The sequence below is a fragment of the Hoeflea sp. BAL378 genome (genome assembly GCF_000759435.1).
Lineage (GTDB): Bacteria > Pseudomonadota > Alphaproteobacteria > Rhizobiales > Rhizobiaceae > Hoeflea.
Map to the genome: position 1 here is coordinate 45657 of NZ_JRJG01000050.1, position 22893 is coordinate 68549.

The following is a 22893-nucleotide window of genomic DNA, read 5'->3' on the forward strand; positions in this document are numbered from 1 at the left end:
ATCGGGCAGGTCGCCTCACCTCGGCCGGTTGAGCGGCGGAAACATGGACAAGCCAGACACGAAAGGCTATTCGAAGCGCTCCGATTGACGACGCGAAAGGACCAGCGCCATGGGTGACAAGACCCAAGCCCTCATTTCCATCCTGAAACTGCAGCCTGTGGTTCCCGTGCTCGTCATCAAGGATCTCGCCCATGCGGTGCCGCTGGCCCGCGCGCTGGTTGCCGGAGGGCTCAAGGCCATCGAGATCACGCTCAGGACGCCGGTGGCGCTGGACGCGATCCGGGCGGTGGCCGACGAGGTCGAGGGTGCCGTGCCGGGCGTCGGCACGGTGCTCAATGCGCGTCAGTACCAACAGGCGGTCGATGCCGGCTCGCAGTTCATCGTCTCTCCCGGCACGACCCAGGAGCTGCTCGACGTGGCGCGCAAATCGCCGGTGCCGATGTTGCCGGGGGCCGCGACCCCGAGCGAAATCATGGCGCTCAGGGAAGAGGGCTACGAAGTACTGAAGTTCTTCCCCGCCGAACAGGCCGGCGGCGTCGCCTATCTCAAATCCCTTGCCTCGCCGCTGGCGGGCACGATGTTCTGCCCCACCGGCGGGATTACCCCCGACAATGCGCGCGACTACCTGTCGCTGAGCAATGTGATCTGCGTCGGCGGATCCTGGGTGGCGCCCGCGGCGCTGGTCGAGGCAGGCGACTGGGACGGGATCACGCGGCTCGCCACCGAAGCCTCCTGGCTCTCCGCCTGAACCGCTCGCGACCGGAAATCCGTTTGAAAGCGGGACCTGGCCTTCCTATCTGAAAGAAAAGCGGGTGTGACATCCGCACCTTCAGAAAGACAAGGATCAGGTTTCATGTTTGACCCCAAAGCTCTGCTCGAGCAGTTTCTCGGCTCCAACGTTCCAGGCACGCAGGGAACGATCCGCGACAAGGCCACCCAGGCCACGCAACTCGCCAAGGAAAATCCGCTGGCCACCGGCGCCATCGTCGCGGTGCTTCTGGGCACCGGCACGGGACGGGCGATCGGCGGGTCGGCGCTCAAGCTCGGCGGCATGGCCGCGATCGCCGGACTCGGCTACCAGGCCTGGAAGAACTACCAGGCGGGCAAGGATCCGATGGCCGGCCAGACCGCCGGCGAGCCGGAGCTGCTGCCGCCGCCCCGGGATTCCGAATTCTCGACCGAGCCGGCGGCGGTCACCGACGATTTCGCCTTGTCGCTGGTGCGGGTGATGATTGCCGCGGCGCGCGCCGATGGCCATGTCGATGACGCCGAGCGGAACCGGATTCAGGAGAAACTTGCCCTGTCCGGCCTCGGGCGCGATGCGATGGACTTCCTCTCCGACGAGCTGGCAAAGCCGGTCGACATGGACGCGCTGGTGAGATCGGCCTCCACGGAGGCGCGGAAGGTGGAGATGTTCACGGCCGCGCGGCTGACGATCGATCCGGAGACCCGGGCCGAGCGCGGTTTCCTCGACCTGCTGGCCGGCCGGCTTGGCTTGCCCGATCCGCTGGTCGATCATATCGAGGCCACGGTCGCGGCCGCGAAGGTCTGATCGTCCCACGTCATCTCCGGCGCGCTTGCCCGGGCCGGCAAAGCGGCTAAAGTCCGGCGATGGGATCGCGCGCCGTCATCGAGAAGCATTTCCGGCATATCCGAACGGGCCTGTTCGTGGCCTGGGCGCTGATTTCGGCGTTCGTCGTCGGCCTGTCCGTGCATGCGGCGCAGGAGCAGGCGCTGTCCGACGTCATGCAGAAGGCCGGCGAGACGCTGGCCGTGCAGACCGAGATCCTGTCGGGCGTTCTCGACAAGTACCGCCTGCTGCCGCCGCTGCTGTCGCGCCAGTCCTCGATCCGGGCGCTGTTCGTGCGCGACGCCGGGGGCAATGCCCAGACGGTCGACGCGCGCCGCACGGCCGAGGAGATCGCGGCGATGTCCGCTGCGATGGACGTGGCGTTCTTCTTTCCCGACGGCAGCCTGCTGGCCAATGCGCGCGGATCCTCTGTGACCAGCAGTCAGGACCTTCCCGACCTGATCGAGGTGGCCCGGCAGGGACGTCTGGGCCGGGCGGCGCTGTCCTATGGCGAAGGGCAGCGGACCTATGCGTTCTCATCGGGCGTCCGCCGCGAGGGCAGGTTTGTCGGGGTCGTCATCGTCTATGTCGATTTCTACCGTGTCGAAGCGGCGTGGGCGCTGTCGGCGCGGCGCATCTTCGTGACCGACCGGACGGACACCGTGTTCCTGGCCAATGATCCCGAATGGCGGCTGCAGCCGATCTCCGCCCTGCGCGAACCCGGCCGGAGCGACCGCTACCTGATCAATGGCGGGTTCGAGGACAGGCTGGACCTTGTCCGCCGGTTGCCGCTGCTCGAATGGGACCTGCATGTGCTGGCCGATCCCGCTCCGGTCGATGCCGCCCGGTTCAGCGCCGCGGCAATGGCCACTCTTGCCTGCCTGCTCGCCGGCCTGATCGCGCTCGTGGCGCTTCGCCGCAACGAGGTGGCGATCATCCGCGCCCGCGCCGACCGGGCGACGGCGCTCCGGCTCGAGCGCGTGGTGCGCGACCGGACGCGGGCGCTTTCGGTCACCAATCGCTCTCTCAGCCATGAGGTGGAGGTCCGCCGCGAGGCCGAGGCGCGGCTGCGCAAGACCCAGGACGAACTGGTCCAGACCGCCAAGCTGGCGGCGCTCGGCCAGATGTCGACGGCGCTCAGCCACGAGTACAACCAGCCTTTGGCGGCGATCCGCTCCTATGCGGACAATGCCTTGCGGTTTCTCGACCGCGGCCTGACCTCGGAAGTGGCGGGAAACCTCACCCGCATCAACGGCCTGGTCGAGCGGATGGCGGAGCTGTCGCGGACCCTGCTGTCTTTCTCGCGCAAGCCCGGCGCCACGGTGGGCCCGGTGCCGCTCGGCACGATCATCGACGAGGCCCTGATGCTGGCGCGGCCCCGGGCGCGGGCCGCCGGGATCGCCAGCATCCAGGTGGGGCCGGATGTGCCCGGCCTTTATGTCGAGGGCGGCCGCGTCAGGCTTGGCCAGGTGTTCGTCAACCTGATCAACAACGCCGTCGACGTGCTGTCGGGCCAGCCCGGCGGCAGGATCGACATCGATGCCAGGCGCGAGGCCGACCGGGTTGTGGTGACCGTGTGCGACAACGGTCCGGGGATCGCGCCCGAGCAGGTGCCCAAGGTGTTCGATCCGTTCTTCACCACCAAGGGGATCGGCGAGGGCATCGGCATCGGCCTGTCGATCGCCGACAACATCATCCGCGATTTCGGCGGCACGATCACGGCCGGCAACCGGCCGGAGGGCGGCGCCTGCTTCACCATCACCTTGCGCGCGGCCGACGCGCCGGAGCCGGCGGGGGTGCGGCGGATGGAGCCATTGGCCGAAGACGGGGCCGGGTGACGCTGGACAATCCGGGGCCGCCGTGGTTTCAGAGGCTTCATGCGAGCTCTGGGGAGGAGCCTATCCTTGGAAGACAATTCCGCCTTGCGAGAACAGGACCGGGTCATTCATCTCATCGATGACGACGCGGACCTGCGCCATGCGCTCAAGCAGTCGCTGGAACTGGAGGGCCTGAGTGTCGTCGCCCATGCGGATGCGGACGATATCGGCGATCTGCCGCTGCGCAGCCTCTATGGCGTCATCGTCTCTGATATCCGCATGCCCGGCACGGACGGGCTCGCGCTGATGCGCCAGGTGCTGGCGATCGATCCGACCCTGCCGGTCGTGCTGATCACCGGCCATGGCGACGTGCAGATGGCGGTGGAGGCGATGCGGGCCGGGGCCTATGATTTCATCGAAAAGCCGTTTGCCGCCAACCGGCTGTTCTCGGTGGTCGAGCGGGCGATCGAAAAACGCCGGCTGGTGCTCGAAAACCGCACGCTGCGCAACGCGCTTGACGGCGGGGACGACCTGTCCGCCCGGCTGGTCGGCCGCAATCCGGCGATCCAGCATCTCAGGGCGCAGATTTCCGCTGTTGCCGAGACCGACGCCGATGTGCTGATCACCGGGGAGACCGGGACCGGCAAGGAGGTGGTGGCGCGCGCGCTGCATGATTTCGGACCGAGGCGCAAAGGCAATTTCGTCGCCATCAATTGCGCCGCGCTGCCGGCGGATATCTTCGAATCCGAACTCTTCGGCCATGAGGCGGGCGCCTTCACCGGCGCGCAGAAGCTCAGGGTCGGCAAGCTGGAGCACGCCAGTGGCGGCACGGTGTTTCTCGACGAGATCGAATCGATGCCGATCGATCTGCAGGCGAAACTGCTGCGCGCCATCGAAGGCCGGATGATCGAACGGCTGGGATCGAACCGGCAGGTGGCGCTCGACGTGCGCTTCGTCGCCGCCACCAAGGCCGATCTCAGCAACAATCCCGCCTTCCGCACCGATCTCTACTACCGGCTCAATGTGATCACGCTGGAAATTCCGCCGCTCAAGGCCCGCAAGGACGACATTCCGCTGCTGTTCTTCCATCTGGCGCGGGAGGCGCGGGCGCGCTACCGCCGGGAGATCCCCGAAATCACCCCGCAGATCGAGGCCGGGCTGATGGCGCATGCCTGGCCGGGCAATGTGCGCGAATTGCGCAATGTCGCCGACCGGTTCGTGCTGGGCATGTGGTCGGGGTTCGGTTCGGGGCCGGCGGCTCCCGTGGACGCCCTGTCGGGCAGCCTTTCCGACCGGATAGACGCGTTCGAGAAGGCAGTGATCGTGGCCGAGATCAACCGGAACGGCGGCGCCTTGAAGCCGAGCTATGAGAGCCTCGGCATCTCCCGCAAGGGCCTGTATGAGAAAATGCGGCGGCTCGGCATTTCCGCCGATGACTGCGGCGATGGGTCGTAACACGCCCACCGCAGTCCGGACATGTGTCGGCCGGTGCCCACCGGGCCTCGCTTTCTGGGGCTTGTCGCGTCTCCGGGCCCGGTTTCCGGCCCGAGCTGGGGCCTGAGAGGCGGTTTGTCGCTTCATTTTCAAGCTGGCACGGCGATTGCAAGGTTGTTTCTCTGAATGCGATGGACGGGAGGACATCGCCGGGAGGACGCCGGGTCGACGATCTGGCAATTCAGGTTTTTCTCCGGTCTGCGCTTCGCCAGTCAGTTCAGGGCATTCTGCCCCAGTGGAGGACATCTTATGAAAAAACTGCTTCTCGGCGCCGTTTCGGCCGCCGCACTCCTCATCTCCGCCAACGCCGCGTCCGCCAAGTGCGACGACGGCGAGATGGTCATCAAGTTCAGCCACGTCGTCGCCGCCACCGGCCACCCCAAGGGCGACGCCGCCACGCGTCTGGCCGAACGGGTCAACGACGAGATGAACGGCAAGGCCTGCATGGAAGTCTTCGCCAACTCGACCCTGTTCGATGACGACAAGGTTCTCGAGGCGCTGCTTCTCGGCGACGTCCAGCTCGCAGCCCCGTCGCTGTCGAAGTTCGAGGCCTACACGCTGAAATACCGGCTGTTCGACCTTCCGTTCCTGTTCGCGAGCCTCAAGGCGGTCGACAGCTTCATCCAGTCCGATCCCGGCAAGAGCCTGCTGACCGTGATGGAAGACGTTGGCTACACCGGGCTTGGTTACTGGTCGTCGGGCCTCAAGCAGTTCTCGGCCAACAAGCCGCTGCTGCTTCCCTCGGACGCCAACGGCCTGAAGTTCCGCATCCAGACCTCCGACGTGGCCGAAGCCATGATCGAGGGCATGGGCGGTTCGGCCCAGAAGCTCGCCTTCAAGGAAGTCTATGGCGCGCTCCAGACCGGCGTTGTCGACGGTCAGGAAAATTCCTGGTCGAACATCTACACCCAGAAATTCTTCGAGGTGCAGGACGGCGTGACCGAAACCAACCACCAGCTTCTCGCCTATCTGCTGGTGACCTCGACGGAATGGCTCAACAGCCTTGAGCCCGAGATGCGCGACCAGTTCGTCAAGATCGTCGATGAAGTGACGATCGAAGCCAACGCCGCCGTTGCCGCGACCGAGGCGAAGAACCGCCAGAACATCATCGATGCCGGCGGGACGATCCGCGAACTCACACCGGAACAGCGCCAGGCATGGGTTGATTCCATGAAGCCTGTGTGGAGCAAGTTCGAGGGCGACATCGGCACCGATCTGATCGAGGCCGCAGTCGCTTCCAACGCGACGAACTGAACGACGTTGCAGAGAACGCAGGCCCGGGATCGCTCCCGGGCCTGCCATCGGGCATGCGCGGGAGCTTCGCAGGGTGCTCCCGCGGATGTGAATGCGCACGGGGGGTGTGACGCGATGCGCAAGGGCGCTTTCGAGCCTGCCGGCCGGTCCACTGTCCCATCCACAGCATAGCGTCAGTCAAATCGGGGGATCGCATGATTGTCTATCTGCCTTATCTCATCACCGGCATCGTGGTCGCGCTGTTCTGGCTTGCGGAGCGCCGCAACCCGGACTCCGTCACACGGTTTGAGGAGAATGTCCTCGCCGTGATCCTGGCGCTGATCACCTTTGTCTCGTTCTTCCAGGTCGTCGCCCGCTACGGGTTCAACAGCGGCTGGACCGGTGCGCTCGAATTCACCCGGCTGCTGTTTGCCTGGATGATCCTGTTCGGCATGAGCTATGGCCTCAAGCAGGGCATGCATCTGGGAGTGGACGCGGTCGTGCGGCTGTTGCCCAAGCCGGCGTTCAAGGCGCTGGCGATCTTCGGCGCGCTGTGCGCCTTTCTCTACGCGGCCATCCTGATCGAGTCCGCCTGGCTCGGCATTTTGGGAGCCGATACAAGCGGCGGCGCCATGGTCTACTGGTCGAAGATGTACCAGATCGGCATCGGCCTCGACGATCTGCGCTATCCGGAATGGATGCAGGATAGCCTCGGCCTGCAGGAGCGGGTGCAGCGCTGGATCGCCTATGTGATCCTTCCCATCGGACTGGGCCTGTTCGGCTTCCGCGCGCTTCAGGCGGCGGTGGCGATCTGGCGCGGCGACCGCGAACTGATCATCGCCGGACATGAGGCGGAAGACCTCGTTGCCGAAAACCGCAACGTGCTGAAGGACTGATCGACGATGGAAACCGCAATCCTGTTTGTGCTCGTTCTGGGCCTGTTGTTCGCCGGCGTGCCGGTGGCGGTGTCGCTGGGGCTGTCGTCGATCATCCTGATCGCCTTCTTCTCCAATGATTCCATGTCCTCGGTGGCGATCCAGCTTTTCACCGCCTCGCAGAACTACACCCTGCTCGCCATCCCGTTCTTCGTGCTCGCCTCGGCCTTCATGTCGACGGGCGGGGTGGCCAAGCGCATCATCCGCTTCGCCATCGCGACGGTGGGGCATTTCCGCGGCGGGCTGGCCATGGCGAGCGTGCTCGCCTGCATGCTGTTCGCGGCTCTGTCGGGATCGTCGCCCGCCACCGTGGTCGCCATCGGCACCATCGCCATCGCCGGCATGCGGCAGGTGGGCTATTCCAAGGAATTCGCCGCGGGCATCATCGCCAATGCCGGCACGTTGGGCATTCTCATTCCGCCCTCGATCGTCATGGTGGTCTATGCGGCGGCAACGGACGTGTCGGTGGGGCGGATGTTCCTGGCCGGCGTGATCCCGGGCATCCTCGCCGGGCTGATGCTGATGCTCGCCATCTATGTCGTGGCGCGCGTCAAGGGGCTTCCCTCCGAGCCCTGGCGCGGCTTCGGCGAGATCGTCGCCGGCGGCAAGGACGCCGGATGGGGTCTGTTCCTGATCATCATCATCATCGGCGGCATCTATGGCGGCGTGTTCACGCCGACGGAAGCGGCCGCGGTGGCGGCGGTCTATTCCTTCTTCATCGCCATCTTCGTCTATCGCGACATGGGGCCGATGGCGGGCATCCGGTGGATCAGCGACACCGATTCCCGCGCCAGCCGGGCGGGGTTCTCCGGTCTCGTCTACGCCGTGGCCTTCTATTTCGTCTGGATGATCCTGTCGTTCTTCGCCACCAGCGAGTCCGAGACAGTCACCTTCTCCGGCCGGTCCAATCTCGGCCTGGCGATCTCGCTCGCGATCATGGTGGGCTACATCGCCTGGCGCGGCGACAGGGGCTTGGCCGGGGTGCCTTCGGCGCTGGTCGCTGGCCTGCCGATCTGGGGACGGAACCTCAAGCTGATGGGCCGCAATTTCGGGCGCGCGTTCTTCAACGAGGACACCCGCAAGGTGATGATCGATGCGTCCAGGACGACGATCATGCTGATGTTCATCATCGTCAACGCGCTGCTGTTTGCCCATGTGCTCACCTCGGAGCGGATCCCCGACGCCATCACCGAACTCATGCTCGGCTACGGCTTCACCTGGTTCACCTTCCTGATCGCGGTCAACATCCTGCTGCTGATCGGCGGGCAGTTCATGGAGCCGTCCGGCCTGCTTCTCATCGTGGCGCCGGTGGTGTTCCCGATCGCCATGGAGCTGGGCGTCGATCCGGTGCATCTCGGCATCATCATGGTGGTCAACATGGAGATCGGCATGATCACGCCGCCGATCGGGCTGAACCTCTTCGTTACCTCCGGGATCACCGGCATGAGCCTGGTGCAGGTGGTGCGCGCGGCGATGCCGTTCGTCGCGGTGCTGTTCGTGTTCCTGATCATCATCACCTACGTCCCGTTGCTGTCGACCTGGCTGCCCTACAGCCTGATGGGGCCGGAGATCGTCAACAGATAGGCATTGGGTGGCCTGATCACGACAACACCCAAACAGCACTGGGGGCGCGTCAAGCGCCCCTTTTTTATGAGGTCCGAGGAGCGGTGCAAAGCCCGGCGGATCCATCATTTTCTCTGAAGCCTGGCGTCAGGAAATGTCATGGCAGGCCGGCTTGTGATGGGTGGGGCAGGGTGCCATCATGCCCCCATGATCGACCATATCAACTTCCCGCTCATCCTCGGCGCGGCGCTGCTTGCGGTTGCGAGCCCCGGGCCTTCAACGCTCGCGATCGCCGGCACCGCGATGGCGCATGGGCGCGCCCAGGCGCTGGCGCTCGTGGCGGGCATCGTCACCGGCTCCTGGACCTGGTCGATCGCCGCGGCGCTGGGGCTGAGCGCGCTGATGCTCGCCCATGCATGGGTGTTCGAGGTCCTGCGCTATCTCGGCGCGGGCTATCTTCTCTATCTCGGCTGGAAAAGCGCGCGCAGCGCCCTGTCGTCCACCCCGCTCAGGCTTCGGTCGGTGACGTCGCGCGACCACCGGTCAGCCTTCGGCAAGGGGCTCGCCATGCACCTGACCAATCCCAAGGCGATCCTGTTCTTCGGCGCGCTCTATTCGGTCGGGGTGCCGGCGGATGCGACGCCGGCCGAGATCGCCTCCGTGGTGGTGGCCGTCGGCATTCAGAGCATGGCGGTGTTTGCCACCTATGCGCTGGTGTTCTCCAATCCCCGGGTCGTCGTGCTTTACATGCGGCTCAGGCGCTGGTTCGAGGGCGCCTTTGCCTTGGCCTTCGGCTTCGCCGGCCTCAAGCTTCTGACCACCCGAATCTGACCGCTTCCGATGCAGGCGCCCTCGGGACTGGGTGCGGGTCAAAACGCGCCATCAATGGTTAAGACTGCGTTAAGGGTTCTGGCGCACTCTGATCATCAGACATGCCAATCCACTCCTCCCAAGAACGGCATGACGATGAGGGCGGCACCCAGCCGCCCTCGACTTTTTCAGGGCTTCCGGTTCTTCAGGAACTCTCCCATACGCCCGATCGCCTTTTCGATGTTCTGATCCGAATTGGCGCAGGACACGCGGATATAGCCTTCTCCCAGAACGCCGAAATCCGGCCCGCCGATCAGCGCCACGCCCGCCTCGTCGAGAAGCGCGTTGGCGAGCGGCTTCGCCTTCCAGCCGGTGGCCGAGATGTTGGGGAAGGCGTAGAACGCGCCCTTGGGCAGCACACAGGAAACGCCGGGCAGGGCGTTGAGCAGGTCGGTCACCAGCCGGCGGCGGCGATCGAACGCCGTGAGCATCTCGGCCACCGCGTCCTGCGGGCCGTCGATGGCGGCGATGCCGGCAAATTGCGACGGCGCGTTGACGCAGGACCAGCAATTGACCGCGAGCTTGCGCACATAGCCCACCAGGCTGTCGGGCCAGATCGACCAGCCCATGCGCCAGCCGGTCATGGCCCAGGTCTTCGACCAGCCGTTGAGCACGATCAGCCGGTCGCGGATTTCGGGATAGCCGAGAAGCGAGGTGTGGCGCTCGCCGTCATAGGTCATGACGTCGTAGATCTCGTCGGAGAGGATGGCGACGTCCGGATGCGCGGCAAGCCCGGCCACGAGCTTGTCGATCTCGGCCTTGGGGGTGACGCCGCCGGTGGGGTTGGCGGGTGAATTGAGGATCAAGAGCCGCGTCTGCGGCGTGATCAGCGCGAGCGTTTCCTCGGCGGAGAAGGCAAAGCCGTTCTCCTCGCGCATCGGCACGGGGATTGGCCGCGCGCCGACATGCTCGATCATCGAGCGGTAGATCGGAAAGCCGGGATCGGGATAGAGGATGTCGACGCCCGGTTCGCCCAGCATGCGGATGGCGGCATACATAGTCGGCTTTCCGCCGGGCATGATCATCACCGAGTCCGGGGAGATCTCGACGCCGGTCATCGACAGAGTGCGCCGGCACACGGCCTCCCGCGTCGCCAGCAGGCCGTTTGCGGGCGTGTAGCCGTGATGGCCGTCGCGCAGCGCCTTGACCGCGGCCTCGACGATGTGGCCGGGCGTCTTGAAGTCCGGCTGGCCGATGCCGAGGTTGACGATGTCGCGGCCCTGATTGGCGAGCGCCGTGGCGCGGGCGAGCACGGCGAAGGCGTTTTCCTCGCCGATGCGATCGAAAGCGGCGACTGGCTGGATCATGGGTGCTTTTTCCTGTCCGGGGTGGTTGTGTTGTCGAGGCAACTCATGTCCTATCCCGGCGCGAATTTCAATTCAGGCAGAACAAATGCGCGACTTGAGCAACTGGAAACCCTGCCCGGCGCCCGAGGGATTCTCGGTCACGGGGCGGTATGTGATGATCGAGCCGTTCCGGCGCGAGGCGCACGAGGCGGCGTTGTGGGAGGCCCTTGGCGGGGCAGGCATCAACGAGCTCATCCGCTATTTCCCGAACGGGCCCTACGAGGCGGCCGGCGAGCTGGCCGACTGGCTTGAGGCCAATGGCCGGGCCGGGGTGGTGGTCTGCGTGTTCCGCAGCCGCCGCACCGGCGACATTGTCGGCATGGCCTCGCTGATGCGGGCCGACCCGGCCAATGGCGTGGTCGAGGTCGGCGCGGTCGCCCACGGCGCGGCGATGGCGCGGACGCCGATGGCGACGGAAGCGCACTATCTGATGGCCAGGCATGTGTTCGAGGATCTCGGCTACCGCCGCTACGAATGGAAATGCCACAACGAGAACGCGCCTTCCAAGGTCGCCGCGGTCCGCCTCGGCTTCACGTTCGAAGGCCTGTTCCGCCAGCACATCATCTCCAAGGGGGGCAACCGCGACACGGCCTGGTTCTCGATGATCGACGGGGAATGGCCGGCGCTCGGGCAGGCCTTCGAAGCATGGCTCGACCCCGCCAATTTCGATATTGACGGCCGGCAGATAAGCCGGCTGGAGGAGAAGAGGGGGGCAGGGCGATGATCCATCTCCGGCGCGCCAGGGCCGATGAACGCCAAGTCCTCGAGGATTTCCAGCACGCGGCCTATGCGCGCACCGAAACCGCGGTGGGCGCGCGGGCGATCCCGCTCGAATGGGACTATGGCGCGATCCTCGAGGACTGCGAGGTCTGGTTCGACGAGGACGCCGACGGGCTGCACGGAGTCCTGATCCTGCGGGCGATGCCGGACCGGCTGTTCCTCGAATCGATCGCCACCGCGCCGGCGGCCGCCGGCTCCGGCCGCGGCCGGCTGCTGCTTGCGGCCACCTTCGATCGGGCGCGGGAGTTGGGCTTCGACCGGGTCGGGCTGATCACCAACAGCCTCAACCCGGCGCTTGCATGGTACAAGAGGGCGGGCTTCACGGTCGACCAGGAAGACCCCAGGCCCGGCCGGGTGGTGCTTCACCTGTCGGCGCGCGTGCCGGAACCCGGTCAGGATCGGGAAGGAGACGTTTGATGGATGTGGAGAGCAAGCCTATGGACACTGCCTTGGACGGCCATCCGCTCGGATGCGTGCGCGCGGCGCGTGGAGCAGGATCATGAGTGAGCGCGGGACTTCCAACCGCTCGTCCGCGATCGCGGCCGCCGTCATTCTCGGCGTCACCGGGGTCGTGTTCTACTACATGCCGGCGATGATGATGGGCCTGTCCGAAATCTCGCCCTGGCTGTCCTATGCGGTGGGCATCTTCTTCGTGCTCGCCTTCTTCGCGGTGTTCTGGATTCGCGGCAAGCGGCAGCAGAACCGCAGCGACAAGCCGTAGCTGATCTGGGTCAGGCCTGCAGCGAGGCCGCAAGCAGCAGCAGTCCCAGCGCCATGACGGTAGCCGCGCCGAGGATCTCGATGATCGTGCCGACATGGCCGCCCATCGATGCGCCGGCCAGGCGCACTGCGGCGCCCTTGGCCATGACTGCGAGCGTCGCCAGCGCCGAGACGGTGATCGCCGTGCCGACCGCCATGGCGAAGGCCGAGACGATGCCCGCGAGCCACAATCCGTTCAGCATCGAGAAGGTCAGCACGATCAATGCGCCCGAGCAGGGCCTGAGGCCCACGGCCATCACGGCGGCCCAGGCTTCGCGCAGGCTGAACGTGTCGCCGGAGATCAGCGCCGGATCGGGAGCATGGGCGTGGCCGCAGGTGGCGCACACCTCGCCCTCCGGATGGTGATGATCATGGCCATGGCCATGGTCGTGGTGGTGGTCGTGATGATGATGGTCGTGGTGATGGTGGTCGTCGTGATGGCCGTGCGGCACTCCGGCGGCGGCCAGCGCAAGCGGCTGGCTCACGCGCAGGGAGAGGAGCTTGCGGCTGAGCAGCCAGAAGCCGAAGGCGGCGATCAGCGCGTAACTGGCGATCTCCATGAAATGGGTCGTCTCGGTCATGGAAACCGACAGGCCGCGCAACAGGTAATAGGCGGCGCCCACCACTGCCACCGCCGTGGCCGCCTGCAGCAGCGAGGACAGGACCGCCAGCAGCACGCCGCGCCGGAGCGCCACCTCGTTGGCGATCATGTAGGAGGAGATCACCGCCTTGCCGTGGCCGGGGCCGGCGGCGTGAAACACGCCATAGAGGAAGGACAGGCTGACCAGACCCCACATCTGCCAGGGATCGGTGCGCATGGCCTTGAGGGAGTCTGTCAGGGCCCGGTAGAATCCCTGCTGCTGCTGATTGATCCAGTGCAGGAACGAGCCGCCGAAGCCCGTTGGCGCGAAGGAGGGTTCGGCCGAGCCGATACCGAGCGACGACTGGGCCTGCGCCGCGCCGGCAAGAAGCACCATCCCGATGGCCGTGACAAGCAACAGGCGCGAGGAGATCCGGCTCATTCGCATACAAGCTCCAGCCGCGTCGCCAGCAGTTTCGACAGGTCGCCGCTGCCGGTCGTCTCGAAGAAGGCTTCGGTCAAGGAGTCCTGGTTCTGGGCGATGATCTCGTCGAAATCCGGACGCACGACCTCGCGGGCGCAGCGGGCGGTCGCGGCGCCGGTCACCGCCATGTCCTCGTCGTTGATGAAATCGAGCGCCGCATACATGGTCGGATCGAACACGCCGACGGCGATCTTGCCCTTGAGCTCAAGATTGTTGGGGATGAGGGCGAAGAACATCAGCAACTGCCCGTCCTGGTAATCGACCTTGATCGCCTCGGGAAGCGAGACGCCGATGTCCTTACCATTGACCGTGACATTGGTGTAATAGTCGAATTCGGCCAGCGACTGGGTGACCATGTCGCCGATCTTGGCAAGCTCGCCGGGATCGAGCTGCATGTCGGCATTCTCGTCGAAATCCATGACGACGCTCGACGAAAACACCTCGTCGAAGCGCCAGACATTGCGCAGTTCGGTGACGCGGCCGTCCGCCGCGGTTTCAATCTCCAGCCGCGCATCGGCGAAAACATGCGGATGCGCCCAGGCCGGCATCGGAGCCAGGAGAGCTGCAAGCACCGCGATGGCCGGCGCTCGCCGAATCAAATTCGTGGTCATGGTCCGCCGATCGGTTGGTTCGAAAAGTGGCTCTTCCCGTGGCAGCAAATATGGACGAAATTTCGACGGACGCCAGAGCCCGCGGCGACAGGAAGCGCCTCGCGCCTCACGGGCTGGTCTTGAACCACTGGCTCAGGAAATCGACAAAGGCGCGCACCTTGGCCGGCAGATAGCGGCGATGCGGGTAGATCGCATAGATGCCGCGGTCGGTGAGGAGAAAATCCGAAAGGATCGGCACCAGTGTCCCGCTGTTCTGCCGTTCCTTGAAAATGAAATCGGGCAACACCGCGACCCCAAGCCCGGCCTCGGCCGCGCGCAGCGCCGCGAGCGGGCTGTTGACCTCGAGGCGGCCGCGCACGGACACCGAGAACACCGATCCGTCCTTGTTCTCGAAAGGCCAGTTGTTGAGCGTGCGTCCGTTGGTGTCGACGATGCAGGGCATGCCGGAGAGCTGGGATGGATGGGTGATCGGGCCGTGCTGTTCGAGAAATTCGGGCGAGGCGCAGGCAATCAGCGAAAAGCCCGAGAGCTTGCGGGCGATCAGCCCGGAATCCTCGAGCCGGGTGATTCGGATCGCCACGTCATAGCCTTCCTCGACCAGGTCGACGAAGCGGTCGTCGGAAATGATCTCCAGGGTCACGTCCGGATGCGCGACGGCGAAATCGATCAGCGACTGCCCCACGGCCGCGTCGGCGAATGTCCTTGGCGCCGACACCCGGATGCGTCCCTTGAGATCCTTGGAGCCTTCGCGCACCAGATCCGACAGGTTGTCGATCTCCTTGAGAATGTCGGAGGCAGTACGGAAATAGGTGTGGCCGGCTTCGGTGAGCGAGAACTGGCGGGTGGTGCGGTTGAGCAGCAGAGCGCCCAGATCGTCTTCGAGCTCGCGCACATATTTCGACAGCAGCGCCTTCGAGCGGCCGACCTTGCGCGCGGCGGCGGAAAAGCCCTCGGCCTCGACCACATCGATGAAGGCGCGAATCCGGGTCAACGTGTCCATGGGGGCAGATCCTTGGGGTTCTCGCCGGACCGGGTCGGGCGCGGGCATTGTCTTTGTAGACTGAACAGTTACCCGATATTCGTTCCGAGAGGGTCTTTTTCAAGGGCGGCTCGAGAAAACTCTTGATTGCGACAGGCGAAGCTCTTATTTCGGTCTTGCCCAAAGTCGCACGTGCCTGTGGGTGTCCGCCGACCCTCGATATGGTGAGGATTCGGTAAGGTACCTGGAACTAACCCCTCCAGTCGTTTCTCCGGCCAACCGGATGAGCGAGGACATCTTGAAGCAACGACGGTGCGGGCCTTTCTGGTGTCTGCCGGCTTTCCAACAGCCGGGGTTACTGAAGAGGCACACCTTCATTGCCGGACGTGCGGTCGGGTTCTCCCTCCAATCCAAGGCAGACATGAGCGGATCATCGCCTGGCAAGGCGTGGTCCATCGACGCATCAAGCGTCCGCACCGTTGTCCGGTTCCTCCAAAGGCCGGGTTCCGTGGGTGGCCGTACGATGCTCTGTCTTGATTTGGCCTCTCGCGAGGCCGGGAACGGAGCACCCGATGACGACTGCACGAATCCTCGACTTCCTTCGCACCCGACGTCCCGACGGTCCCTGCCTGGTGGTGGACCTTGACGTGGTGCGCGACAATTTCCTGTCCTTCCGCAAGGCGCTGCCGGACAGCTCGATCTTCTATGCCGTCAAGGCCAACCCGGCGCCGGAGATCCTGCGCCTGCTCGCGGGCCTCGGCTCCAGCTTCGATTGCGCCTCCGTGGCCGAGATCGAAATGGCGATGAAGGCAGGGGCCACCGCCAGCCGCGTGTCCTATGGCAACACCATCAAGAAGGAGCGGGACATCGCCCGTGCCCATGCGCTGGGCGTGTCGATGTACGCCGTCGACAGCCATGAGGAAGTCGAGAAGATCGCCCGCGCCGCGCCCGGCGCCCGGGTGTTCTGCCGGGTTCTGACCGATGGCGAGGGCGCCGAATGGCCGCTTTCGCGCAAGTTCGGCTGCGTGCCGCAGATGGCGGTCGACGTGCTCGTCTATGCGCACCAGCTTGGCCTGGTCTCGCATGGCGTGTCGTTCCATGTCGGCTCGCAGATGACGAAGCTCGACGCCTGGGATTCGGCACTCGGCGACGCGCGCCGCGTCTTCGACAAGCTCGCCCAGCAGGGCATCCACCTCAAGATGGTCAACATGGGCGGCGGGTTCCCGACCCGCTATCTCAAGGACATCCCGACCGCCCAGGCCTATGGCCAGGCGATCTTCGCCTCGCTGCGCAAGCATTTCGGCAACCACATTCCCGAAACCATCATCGAGCCGGGCCGCGGCATGGTCGGCAATGCCGGCGCGATCAAGGCGGAAGTGGTGCTGGTCTCGCGCAAGTCCGACGAGGACGACGTGCGCTGGGTGTTCCTCGACATCGGCAAGTTCGGCGGGCTCGCCGAGACCATGGACGAGGCGATCCGCTACTCGATCGTCACCCCGCGCGACGGCGATGCGGTCGAGCCCTGCGTGCTGGCCGGGCCGACCTGCGATTCGGCCGATGTGCTCTACGAGAAGACCCCCTATCCGATGCCGGTGTCGCTGACCATCGGCGACGAGGTGCTGATCGAGGGCACGGGCGCCTACACGACCACCTACTCGGCCGTTGCCTTCAACGGTTTCGAACCTCTCCGATCCTACGTCATCTGAACGGATTTTCCGTTCAGAGCTGCCTTTTCGCGCGCGGGCTACCGCGTGCGGGGAGGCCTTGTGCACCGTTTTTTTCAGGCTTTGCGCAGCCGAGGATAAGAGCCATGACACCCGATCTGCCGATTTTCACCGTACCGGACTTCGTCATTGACGCCGAAGCGGACGCCGACGTCCAGGCGCGGGAAGCCCTGCTCGACCGCGCCATGGGCGAGGGCCGCAAGCGCAAGAGTTCGGAGAAGCTCAGGCGCGGCAGGCTGCCGTCGCCCGGGCTCGCCTTCGTCGCCCGCAATGGCGCCGGCGCGGTCATCGGCAGCGTGCGGCTGTGGGATGTGGCCTGCGGCGACAAGCCCCTGCTGCTGCTCGGACCGCTGGCGGTCGAGCCGTCGGCCGCCGGGCACGGCGTCGGATCCGCCTTGATGCGGCATGCCATGGCCCGCGCCGCGGAGCTGGGGCATGGCGCGATCATCCTTGTTGGGGATGCGCCCTATTACGCAAGGTTCGGGTTTTCCGCGCTGAAGACCGGCGGCGTGATGATGCCGGGACCCGTGGAGCGTGATCGGCTGCTGGGGCACGAGCTCAGGAGCGGCCATCTCGATGGGGTGGGCGGGCTTCTGGCCGCGCGCGGACGTCGGGCGGAACGCGCCCAGCCGCAGCCGCAGAGGTCTCCGGTCCCCGCCCGGATTGCCCGGGTGGCGTAGGCGGCTCCGGTCGGGCGGCGCCAGTCAAACGAATGCGCCGGAGCGGAGGGGCGCCCGGCGCAGTCGCTGTGACACGGAGAGGTGTGGTCAGAACACGATCCCGTTGCCGAAATTGACCGGGCCCGACGGGTATTTCGTTGCGGCCTTGGCGTCGTCGCGGAGAATGGTCGACGTGGCGGTGCAGTCGATGCCCGCCTTGGCGGCCTTGTCGGGGTTCTTGGTGCAAAGAGCTGCCTTTGTGTCGACCGTCGCGGCGGATGCGGACGCGGTGACGAAGGGCAGGATCGTTGCCAGGGAAAGGGCTGCGGCAATTGCGAACTTGTTCATGGTCGTCTCCTTTGAGGGCGTGTTGAATTCGGAGTGCCGCCTCGATTGGCTTGGGAGCAGCGGAACCGAACCGGCGATGTCCGCAATCTGCAGCCTGCGTGGCTTGCGTGCCGCGCGACTTCGAAATCTGGCGCTGGAGTTTCAGTTTCGGCGCATCATTTCCGGAATCGATTGGACTACGGGCGCGCCAGCGCCTATCTCGGAGGGAAATGCCGGGACCCGCTCAACGGGCCGGGCCAGCATGCGGATCTGAAGATGTCATTCGAATTGACCCTGGCCGGCTTCATCGACCTGCTCCTGCGCGGAGGGACCTTTGGCGTCCTTTTGCTCATCATTATCCGCTTCGCCCGCCGGCCGGAATTCGGCTCGCTCTGCGCGACCGGCATCCTGTTCGGCGTCACCGGCCTGGTCGAGATCGTCCTCAACGCGCCGCCGGTGCTCACTGAGCTGGCGCCGGCGGGCGTCGTGGTCGTCGCTTTCCAGCAGTTTCACTTCGTCACCTTGTGGTGGTTCATCCTGGCGCTGTTTGACGACCGGTTTAGCTGGCGGCCGACATACTTCTGGCCGATCGCCGTCTCGGCGCCGCTGATCGCCGGCGCCTCTTTCGCCGCCGACAGTCTGCAGGTGTGGTTCACGGTCGCGTTGGTTCTGCTCAACAGTTGCATCCTGGGGCTGATCATCCACACGGCCTTGCGTCACCGGAACAGCGATCTCATCGACGACCGGCGCAATTTCAGCCTGGCGCTGGCTTTCTCGGTGCCGCCCTTCACTTTGTTCGTGTTCGTGACCAATCTGATCAGCTTCGACGCGCCGCTGCTGTCGGCGCTGTGCCTTGTCTATTCCGCGGTGTATTTCATCCTTGCCCTCGGATTCTCCTACTGGCTGACCAGCCTCAAGGAGGGGCTGTTCCAGCGGACGGGAAATGGTGCGGTGCCGCCGGTGGCGCGCAGCGAGCTGTCTGCTGCCGACCGGCTGGAGCTCGACCGGGTGGTCAAGGCGATGGACGGAGGATTGTATCTGGAGCCGGGCCTGAGCATCGGCGGGCTGGCCGATATTCTGCGGATTCCGGAGCATAGGCTGCGGCGGCTGATCAACAGCGGTCTGGGCTACCGGAACTTCGCGGCCTTCGTCAATGACTACAGGATCGACGAGGCCAAGCGCCGGCTCTCGGATCCCGAGATGGCGCGCGAGCAGATCATCCAGCACGCCTTCTCGCTGGGCTATGCGTCGCTGGCCCCGTTCAACCGGGCCTTCCGCGAGCGGGTCGGCGTGAGCCCGACCGAGTTCCGGGAAGAAGCGCTCACCCGCATGGCCGCCGAATAGCCGGATTCCGGGCCGGATAGGCCCGTCTTGACACGGCGACACCGCGCACCTATCTGACCGTCTTCGGGTCTGGAGCCCCGGCCGTCCGCAGGCGTAATGCCCATGGTGAAGTCTCCGGCATTCGAGCAGTCACCTTTTTGATGACATGCCTGACGGTGGAATGCGGACGCCCCTCTGCTACGGCATGTCATGACAGGAGAACTGCCATGCGTGATCACACGCACCTGCCGCCCTTGAGTGCATTGAAAGACCAGGCCCGGCGCCTGAGAAGCCGTCTCGAAGCCAATGGCGAAACCATCGGTCATTCGAAGGCGCTCGAACTGATCGCGGCGCAACACGGCTACAACGACTGGAACACCCTGCACGCCGCCCTGGGCAACCGGGCCGGGCCTGAAAGCCTTGCCCCGGGCGCCCGCGTCTCCGGCGCCTATCTGGGTCAGCCGTTCTCGGCCCGGATCGTCGGCATCCAGGCGATCACCTCGGCGCCGGGGAACTTCCGGGTGTCGCTGGACCTCGATGAAGCCGTCGACGTGGTGACCTTCGACAGTTTCTCGGCATTCCGTAAGCGGGTCAACGGGGTCATCGGCAAGGATGGCATCAGCCGCGAACGGACCTCGAACGGCCGTCCGCAACTGGAACTGTCCTGGGCGTAACCGCCTGAAGGCTAACCCGCGATGTCGACAACGCCACAGTCGCCTGCCTGCGTTCCGAACGCGAGCAGGCGGCCTGGTCTGTTCCAGGCCATGGCGGTGATGGGGCCCTTGCCCGGACGCCTGAGCAGGGCTTCCTTGCTGTCGGCGATGCGCACGGCGAGCACCATGCCGTCGCCGAAGCCGATGGCAACGAGATCCTCCACCGGATGGCAGGCCACCGAGGTCACCATCGTGTCGGCGCGCTGGCCGAGCTCCAGCGGCGCCTTGCCCATCGGCCCGTCCTTGCCCGAGAACGGCCAGACGATCGCCGACGGCGCGCCCGACGAGGCGAGCCATTTGCCCTTGTTCGACCAGGACAGTGACTTGACCTTGGCCGGATAGCCGGTCATGCGCATGTGGCGCTGCTCGGCTCCCGGCTTGCCGTCGAGCTTCCAGCCATGCAGCGCGTTTTCCTGCATGGCGGTGACCAGGAACCGGCCGTCGGGGCTGAACAGCACCTGGTTGTGGGCGCCTTTCCACTCGAAATCGAGCGCCGGCGCGCTGCCTTGGACGAAGGCGAAGGAGACGCCGTTGTAGCGCGCCATGGCGAGTCTCAGGCCTTTCGGCGCGAAGGCAAGGCCTTCGATGGTGCGCGCTTCCTCGAAGACCCGCTCGGTTCCGTCGGAAAGCAGCACGGTCGCCTGGCGGCCTTCGGCGAAGGCGACCGCGCCCTGCGGTCCGGCCGCGACCGCGCCGACCCATTTGCGGGCGGCCGGGCGCAGCGTGGTCTCGGTGCCGTCGGCGGACAGCCGCATCACCTTGCCGTCCTCGCCGCCGGTGATCAGGCCCTGGCCGTCCCAGGTGACGGTTGCCGACAGCAATCCGTCATGCAGCTCGTGACGCCTTGTTCCATGATCGAGGCGGACCACCAGCCCGGAGGCAAGCGCGAAGGCCGGAACATCGCCCAGGAACGCAGCCGCGAGGCAATGGTCGTCGAGATCTATCGGCGCGACAGTTGGCATGGTTTTCCGTCCTCAGGCCTGGCAGGCCAGGAAGGTCCGCTCGAGCTTTTCGCGGTCGAGCTCACGGCCGATGAAGACGAGGCGGCTTTCGCGCTTCTCGCCCTCCTTCCAGGGCCGCTGGTGATCGCCCTCGACGATCATGTGCACGCCCTGGATGACGTAGCGATCGGCGTCGCCCTCGAAGGCGATGATGCCCTTGAGCCTGAGGATGTTCGGACCCTCGAGCTGGGTGATCTTCTCGATCCAGGGGAAGAACCGCTTCGGATTGACCGGCCCGGCGCGCAGCGACACCGACTGGATGGTCAGATCGTGGATTGCCGAAGGGGCCGCATGGTCGTGATGGGCGTGGTCATGATGGTCATGGCCGTGATGATCGTGGCCATGATGATCGTGATCGTGATCATGATCGCAGTCGGGGCCACAGGCGTGATCGGGGTGGTCGTGATCGAGGAAATGCGGATCGTTGTCGAGCGCCCGGCTGAGATCGAAGGCGCCGCGGTCAAGCACCTGGTCGAGCGGCACGGCGGCGCGTTCGGTGCGGTGGATGCGGGCGGAGGGGTTGATCGCCCGCACGGTGCGTTCGACGGCTTCGAGTTCCTCGGGGCTCACGAGATCGGTCTTGTTGAGCAGCACCACGTCGGCGAAGGCGATCTGGTCCTCGGCCTCGCGGCTGTCCTTCAGGCGCGCGGGCAGGTGGCGCGCGTCGACAAGGGCGACGACGGCGTCGAGCCGGGTCTTGGCGCGTACGTCCTCGTCCATGAAGAAGGTCTGGGCGACGGGCACCGGATCGGCGAGGCCGGTGGTCTCGACGATGATCGCGTCGAAGCGGCCGGGCCGGCGCATCAGGCCTTCGACCACGCGGATCAGGTCGCCGCGCACGGTGCAGCAGACGCAGCCATTGTTCATTTCGTAGATTTCCTCGTCGGATTCCACGATCAGGTCGTTGTCGATGCCGATTTCGCCGAATTCATTGACGATCACCGCATAGCGCTTGCCATGCGGCTCGGACAGGATGCGGTTGAGCAGGGTGGTCTTTCCGGCGCCGAGATAACCGGTGAGCACGGTCACGGGAATCGGGGCAACGGGGGTGAGGGCGGGCGCTTCGCTCATGAGAACTCTCTCATTGGGGTGTGATTGGTCTCCCATATAGGCGCTTCGCGTCGGTTATGCCACTCACAAGGACATGATGTGCCGCGCCAACGCGTGAGCCGATTGATGCGCGGCTTCCGCGCGCGCGTCGATGCACCAGTCGCCGCAGGCAAACAGCGTGTCGTCCGCGTTGCCGATGTACGGGCGGTCCAGCGGCATTTCCACCAGGGCGTGACGCCAGCGGTGAAGATCGACATGGACGGGAGCGGGCAGGTCCGCGCCAAGCCCGGTCTGGGTGCGCATGGCGCCCAGCATCTCGGCCTCCAGCATGTCCGGGGCGGCTTCGAGGTGGCTGCGGCTCCAGCCGGGCGCGGCATGCAGCACGAAGGTCTCGCCGCTGCGGCCGGGCTTGGAGCTGTTGCGCGCAATCAGCGCAAGGATGTCGCCGGCCCCTCCGCGGATCAGATCCGGCACCTGATCGCCGAGCGGCGGATCGAAAGCCAGCAAGGCGGTCCAGCAGGGCGCCATCCTGACCCCTTCCAGCGGGCCGAAGGCCGGGTCGAGCGGCGCGAGCAGGGCATGGGCCTGGGGGGCGGGGATCGCGGCCACGACCTGGCCGGCCGAGTAATGCCGCGCGATGCCATCGCCGTGGCCGGCTTCGACGACATAGCGCCCGTCCTGCCGGGAGATGGTCCGGGCGTGGAGCCCGAAGTCGACGTCGAGGCCCCGGGCCAGGACGCTGCCGATGGTCGACATTCCGGGCTGGCCCACCCACCACGGCCTGGCGCTGTCCTTGCCGTCGGGCTTCCACACCGCCATGTTGCCCTCTTGCGCAAGCCGATTGATCAGCGCGGTGAAGGCGGGCGTGCGGCTGGTCAGGTATTGCGCGCCGTGATCGAAGCTTCCCCATTCGCTCTGGCGCGTGGACAGGCGTCCGCCGGGGGTACCCGATTTTTCGATGAGCCTGACATGGGCGCCCTGCCTGGCAAGATGATCCGCCAGGGTCAGGCCGGCCAGGCCCGCGCCGATGACGAGGATATCAGTATTGATCATGGTGCTATTTCTATGTATTTGC

General features: G+C 65.7%; 23 protein-coding genes. 15 read left to right on the forward strand and 8 right to left on the reverse strand.

Features of this window, described 5'->3' with window-relative positions:
• Nucleotides 1-109 precede the first annotated feature (109 nt).
• From LL06_RS13045 to LL06_RS13080, 8 genes are all read left to right on the forward strand, one after another.
• Entirely contained in the window at nt 110-748 is a 639-nt protein-coding gene (locus LL06_RS13045; protein WP_035527356.1) for a 2-dehydro-3-deoxy-phosphogluconate aldolase, read from the forward strand.
• A 105-nt stretch (nt 749-853) separates the two neighbouring features.
• Nucleotides 854-1552, forward strand: coding sequence for a tellurite resistance TerB family protein (locus LL06_RS13050; protein WP_035527360.1), 699 nt, complete (start codon nt 854-856; stop codon nt 1550-1552).
• A gap of 59 nt (nt 1553-1611) precedes the next feature.
• The gene (locus LL06_RS13055) at nt 1612-3408 is read left to right on the forward strand and encodes an ATP-binding protein (protein ID WP_052161530.1); all 1797 of its coding nucleotides are present in this window, start codon (nt 1612-1614) and stop codon (nt 3406-3408) included.
• A gap of 66 nt (nt 3409-3474) precedes the next feature.
• Nucleotides 3475-4842, forward strand: coding sequence for a sigma-54 dependent transcriptional regulator (locus LL06_RS13060; RefSeq protein ID WP_244447126.1), 1368 nt, complete (start codon nt 3475-3477; stop codon nt 4840-4842).
• A gap of 288 nt (nt 4843-5130) precedes the next feature.
• Complete coding sequence (locus tag LL06_RS13065; RefSeq protein ID WP_035527364.1) at nt 5131-6135, forward strand: DctP family TRAP transporter solute-binding subunit; 1005 nt, start codon at nt 5131-5133, stop codon at nt 6133-6135.
• Nucleotides 6136-6329: 194 nt separating this feature from the next.
• A complete protein-coding gene (locus LL06_RS13070; RefSeq protein WP_081963950.1) occupies nt 6330-7010 on the forward strand; it encodes a TRAP transporter small permease in 681 nt (226 codons plus the stop codon).
• Between the two features lie 6 nt (nt 7011-7016).
• Entirely contained in the window at nt 7017-8633 is a 1617-nt protein-coding gene (locus LL06_RS13075) for a TRAP transporter large permease (protein ID WP_035527367.1), read from the forward strand.
• Nucleotides 8634-8771: 138 nt separating this feature from the next.
• Nucleotides 8772-9443, forward strand: coding sequence for a LysE family translocator (locus LL06_RS13080; protein ID WP_244447127.1), 672 nt, complete (start codon nt 8772-8774; stop codon nt 9441-9443).
• A gap of 167 nt (nt 9444-9610) precedes the next feature.
• Here LL06_RS13080 and LL06_RS13085 read toward each other — a convergent pair whose 3' ends face one another.
• Nucleotides 9611-10789, reverse strand: coding sequence for a pyridoxal phosphate-dependent aminotransferase (locus tag LL06_RS13085; RefSeq protein ID WP_035527372.1), 1179 nt, complete (start codon nt 10787-10789; stop codon nt 9611-9613).
• Nucleotides 10790-10874: 85 nt separating this feature from the next.
• Here LL06_RS13085 and LL06_RS13090 point away from each other — a divergent pair, with 85 nt between their 5' ends.
• From LL06_RS13090 to LL06_RS13100, 3 genes are all read left to right on the forward strand, one after another.
• Nucleotides 10875-11552 (forward strand): GNAT family protein, encoded by a 678-nt coding sequence (locus LL06_RS13090; protein WP_035527375.1) that lies wholly within the window; start codon nt 10875-10877, stop codon nt 11550-11552.
• Nucleotides 11549-12025: a GNAT family N-acetyltransferase gene (locus tag LL06_RS26400; protein WP_052161532.1), complete on the forward strand. Its 477-nt coding sequence runs from the start codon at nt 11549-11551 to the stop codon at nt 12023-12025. The genes LL06_RS13090 and LL06_RS26400 overlap by 4 nt, the downstream gene beginning before the upstream one ends.
• 82 nt (nt 12026-12107) lie before the next feature.
• Nucleotides 12108-12329: a hypothetical protein gene (locus LL06_RS13100; protein ID WP_035527382.1), complete on the forward strand. Its 222-nt coding sequence runs from the start codon at nt 12108-12110 to the stop codon at nt 12327-12329.
• A gap of 10 nt (nt 12330-12339) precedes the next feature.
• Here the strand turns inward: LL06_RS13100 and LL06_RS13105 are convergent, their stop codons facing one another.
• The 3 genes from LL06_RS13105 to LL06_RS13115 form a co-directional block, all read right to left on the reverse strand.
• Nucleotides 12340-13395, reverse strand: coding sequence for a nickel/cobalt transporter (locus tag LL06_RS13105; protein ID WP_035527384.1), 1056 nt, complete (start codon nt 13393-13395; stop codon nt 12340-12342).
• Nucleotides 13386-14042 (reverse strand): DUF1007 family protein, encoded by a 657-nt coding sequence (locus tag LL06_RS13110; protein ID WP_035527386.1) that lies wholly within the window; start codon nt 14040-14042, stop codon nt 13386-13388. The genes LL06_RS13105 and LL06_RS13110 overlap by 10 nt, the downstream gene beginning before the upstream one ends.
• Before the next feature lie 106 nt (nt 14043-14148).
• A complete protein-coding gene (locus tag LL06_RS13115) occupies nt 14149-15042 on the reverse strand; it encodes a LysR family transcriptional regulator (protein ID WP_035527389.1) in 894 nt (297 codons plus the stop codon).
• A 551-nt stretch (nt 15043-15593) separates the two neighbouring features.
• On the opposite strand from LL06_RS13115, the gene odc2 reads away from it, so the two are divergent.
• A complete protein-coding gene (gene odc2, locus LL06_RS13120; protein WP_035527391.1) occupies nt 15594-16727 on the forward strand; it encodes an ornithine/lysine decarboxylase in 1134 nt (377 codons plus the stop codon).
• 104 nt (nt 16728-16831) lie between these two features.
• Nucleotides 16832-17425, forward strand: a complete 594-nt coding sequence (locus LL06_RS13125) for an N-acetyltransferase (protein ID WP_035527393.1) — start codon at nt 16832-16834, stop codon at nt 17423-17425.
• An 87-nt stretch (nt 17426-17512) separates the two neighbouring features.
• On the opposite strand, the gene LL06_RS13130 is transcribed toward LL06_RS13125, so the two are convergent.
• Nucleotides 17513-17752: a hypothetical protein gene (locus LL06_RS13130; protein ID WP_035527396.1), complete on the reverse strand. Its 240-nt coding sequence runs from the start codon at nt 17750-17752 to the stop codon at nt 17513-17515.
• Nucleotides 17753-18007: 255 nt separating this feature from the next.
• On the opposite strand from LL06_RS13130, the gene LL06_RS26405 reads away from it, so the two are divergent.
• Both LL06_RS26405 and LL06_RS13140 read left to right on the forward strand, forming a co-directional pair.
• Entirely contained in the window at nt 18008-19075 is a 1068-nt protein-coding gene (locus LL06_RS26405; RefSeq protein WP_152599598.1) for an AraC family transcriptional regulator, read from the forward strand.
• Nucleotides 19076-19281: 206 nt separating this feature from the next.
• The gene (locus LL06_RS13140) at nt 19282-19728 is read left to right on the forward strand and encodes a glyoxalase superfamily protein (RefSeq protein WP_035527398.1); all 447 of its coding nucleotides are present in this window, start codon (nt 19282-19284) and stop codon (nt 19726-19728) included.
• Nucleotides 19729-19739: 11 nt separating this feature from the next.
• Here LL06_RS13140 and LL06_RS13145 read toward each other — a convergent pair whose 3' ends face one another.
• The 3 genes from LL06_RS13145 to LL06_RS13155 form a co-directional block, all read right to left on the reverse strand.
• A complete protein-coding gene (locus LL06_RS13145; protein WP_035527401.1) occupies nt 19740-20729 on the reverse strand; it encodes a WD40 repeat domain-containing protein in 990 nt (329 codons plus the stop codon).
• Nucleotides 20730-20741: 12 nt separating this feature from the next.
• The gene (locus tag LL06_RS13150; protein WP_035527404.1) at nt 20742-21839 is read right to left on the reverse strand and encodes a GTP-binding protein; all 1098 of its coding nucleotides are present in this window, start codon (nt 21837-21839) and stop codon (nt 20742-20744) included.
• Nucleotides 21840-21902: 63 nt separating this feature from the next.
• A complete protein-coding gene (locus tag LL06_RS13155; RefSeq protein WP_035527406.1) occupies nt 21903-22871 on the reverse strand; it encodes an FAD-dependent oxidoreductase in 969 nt (322 codons plus the stop codon).
• Between the last annotated feature and the right edge of the window lie 22 nt (nt 22872-22893).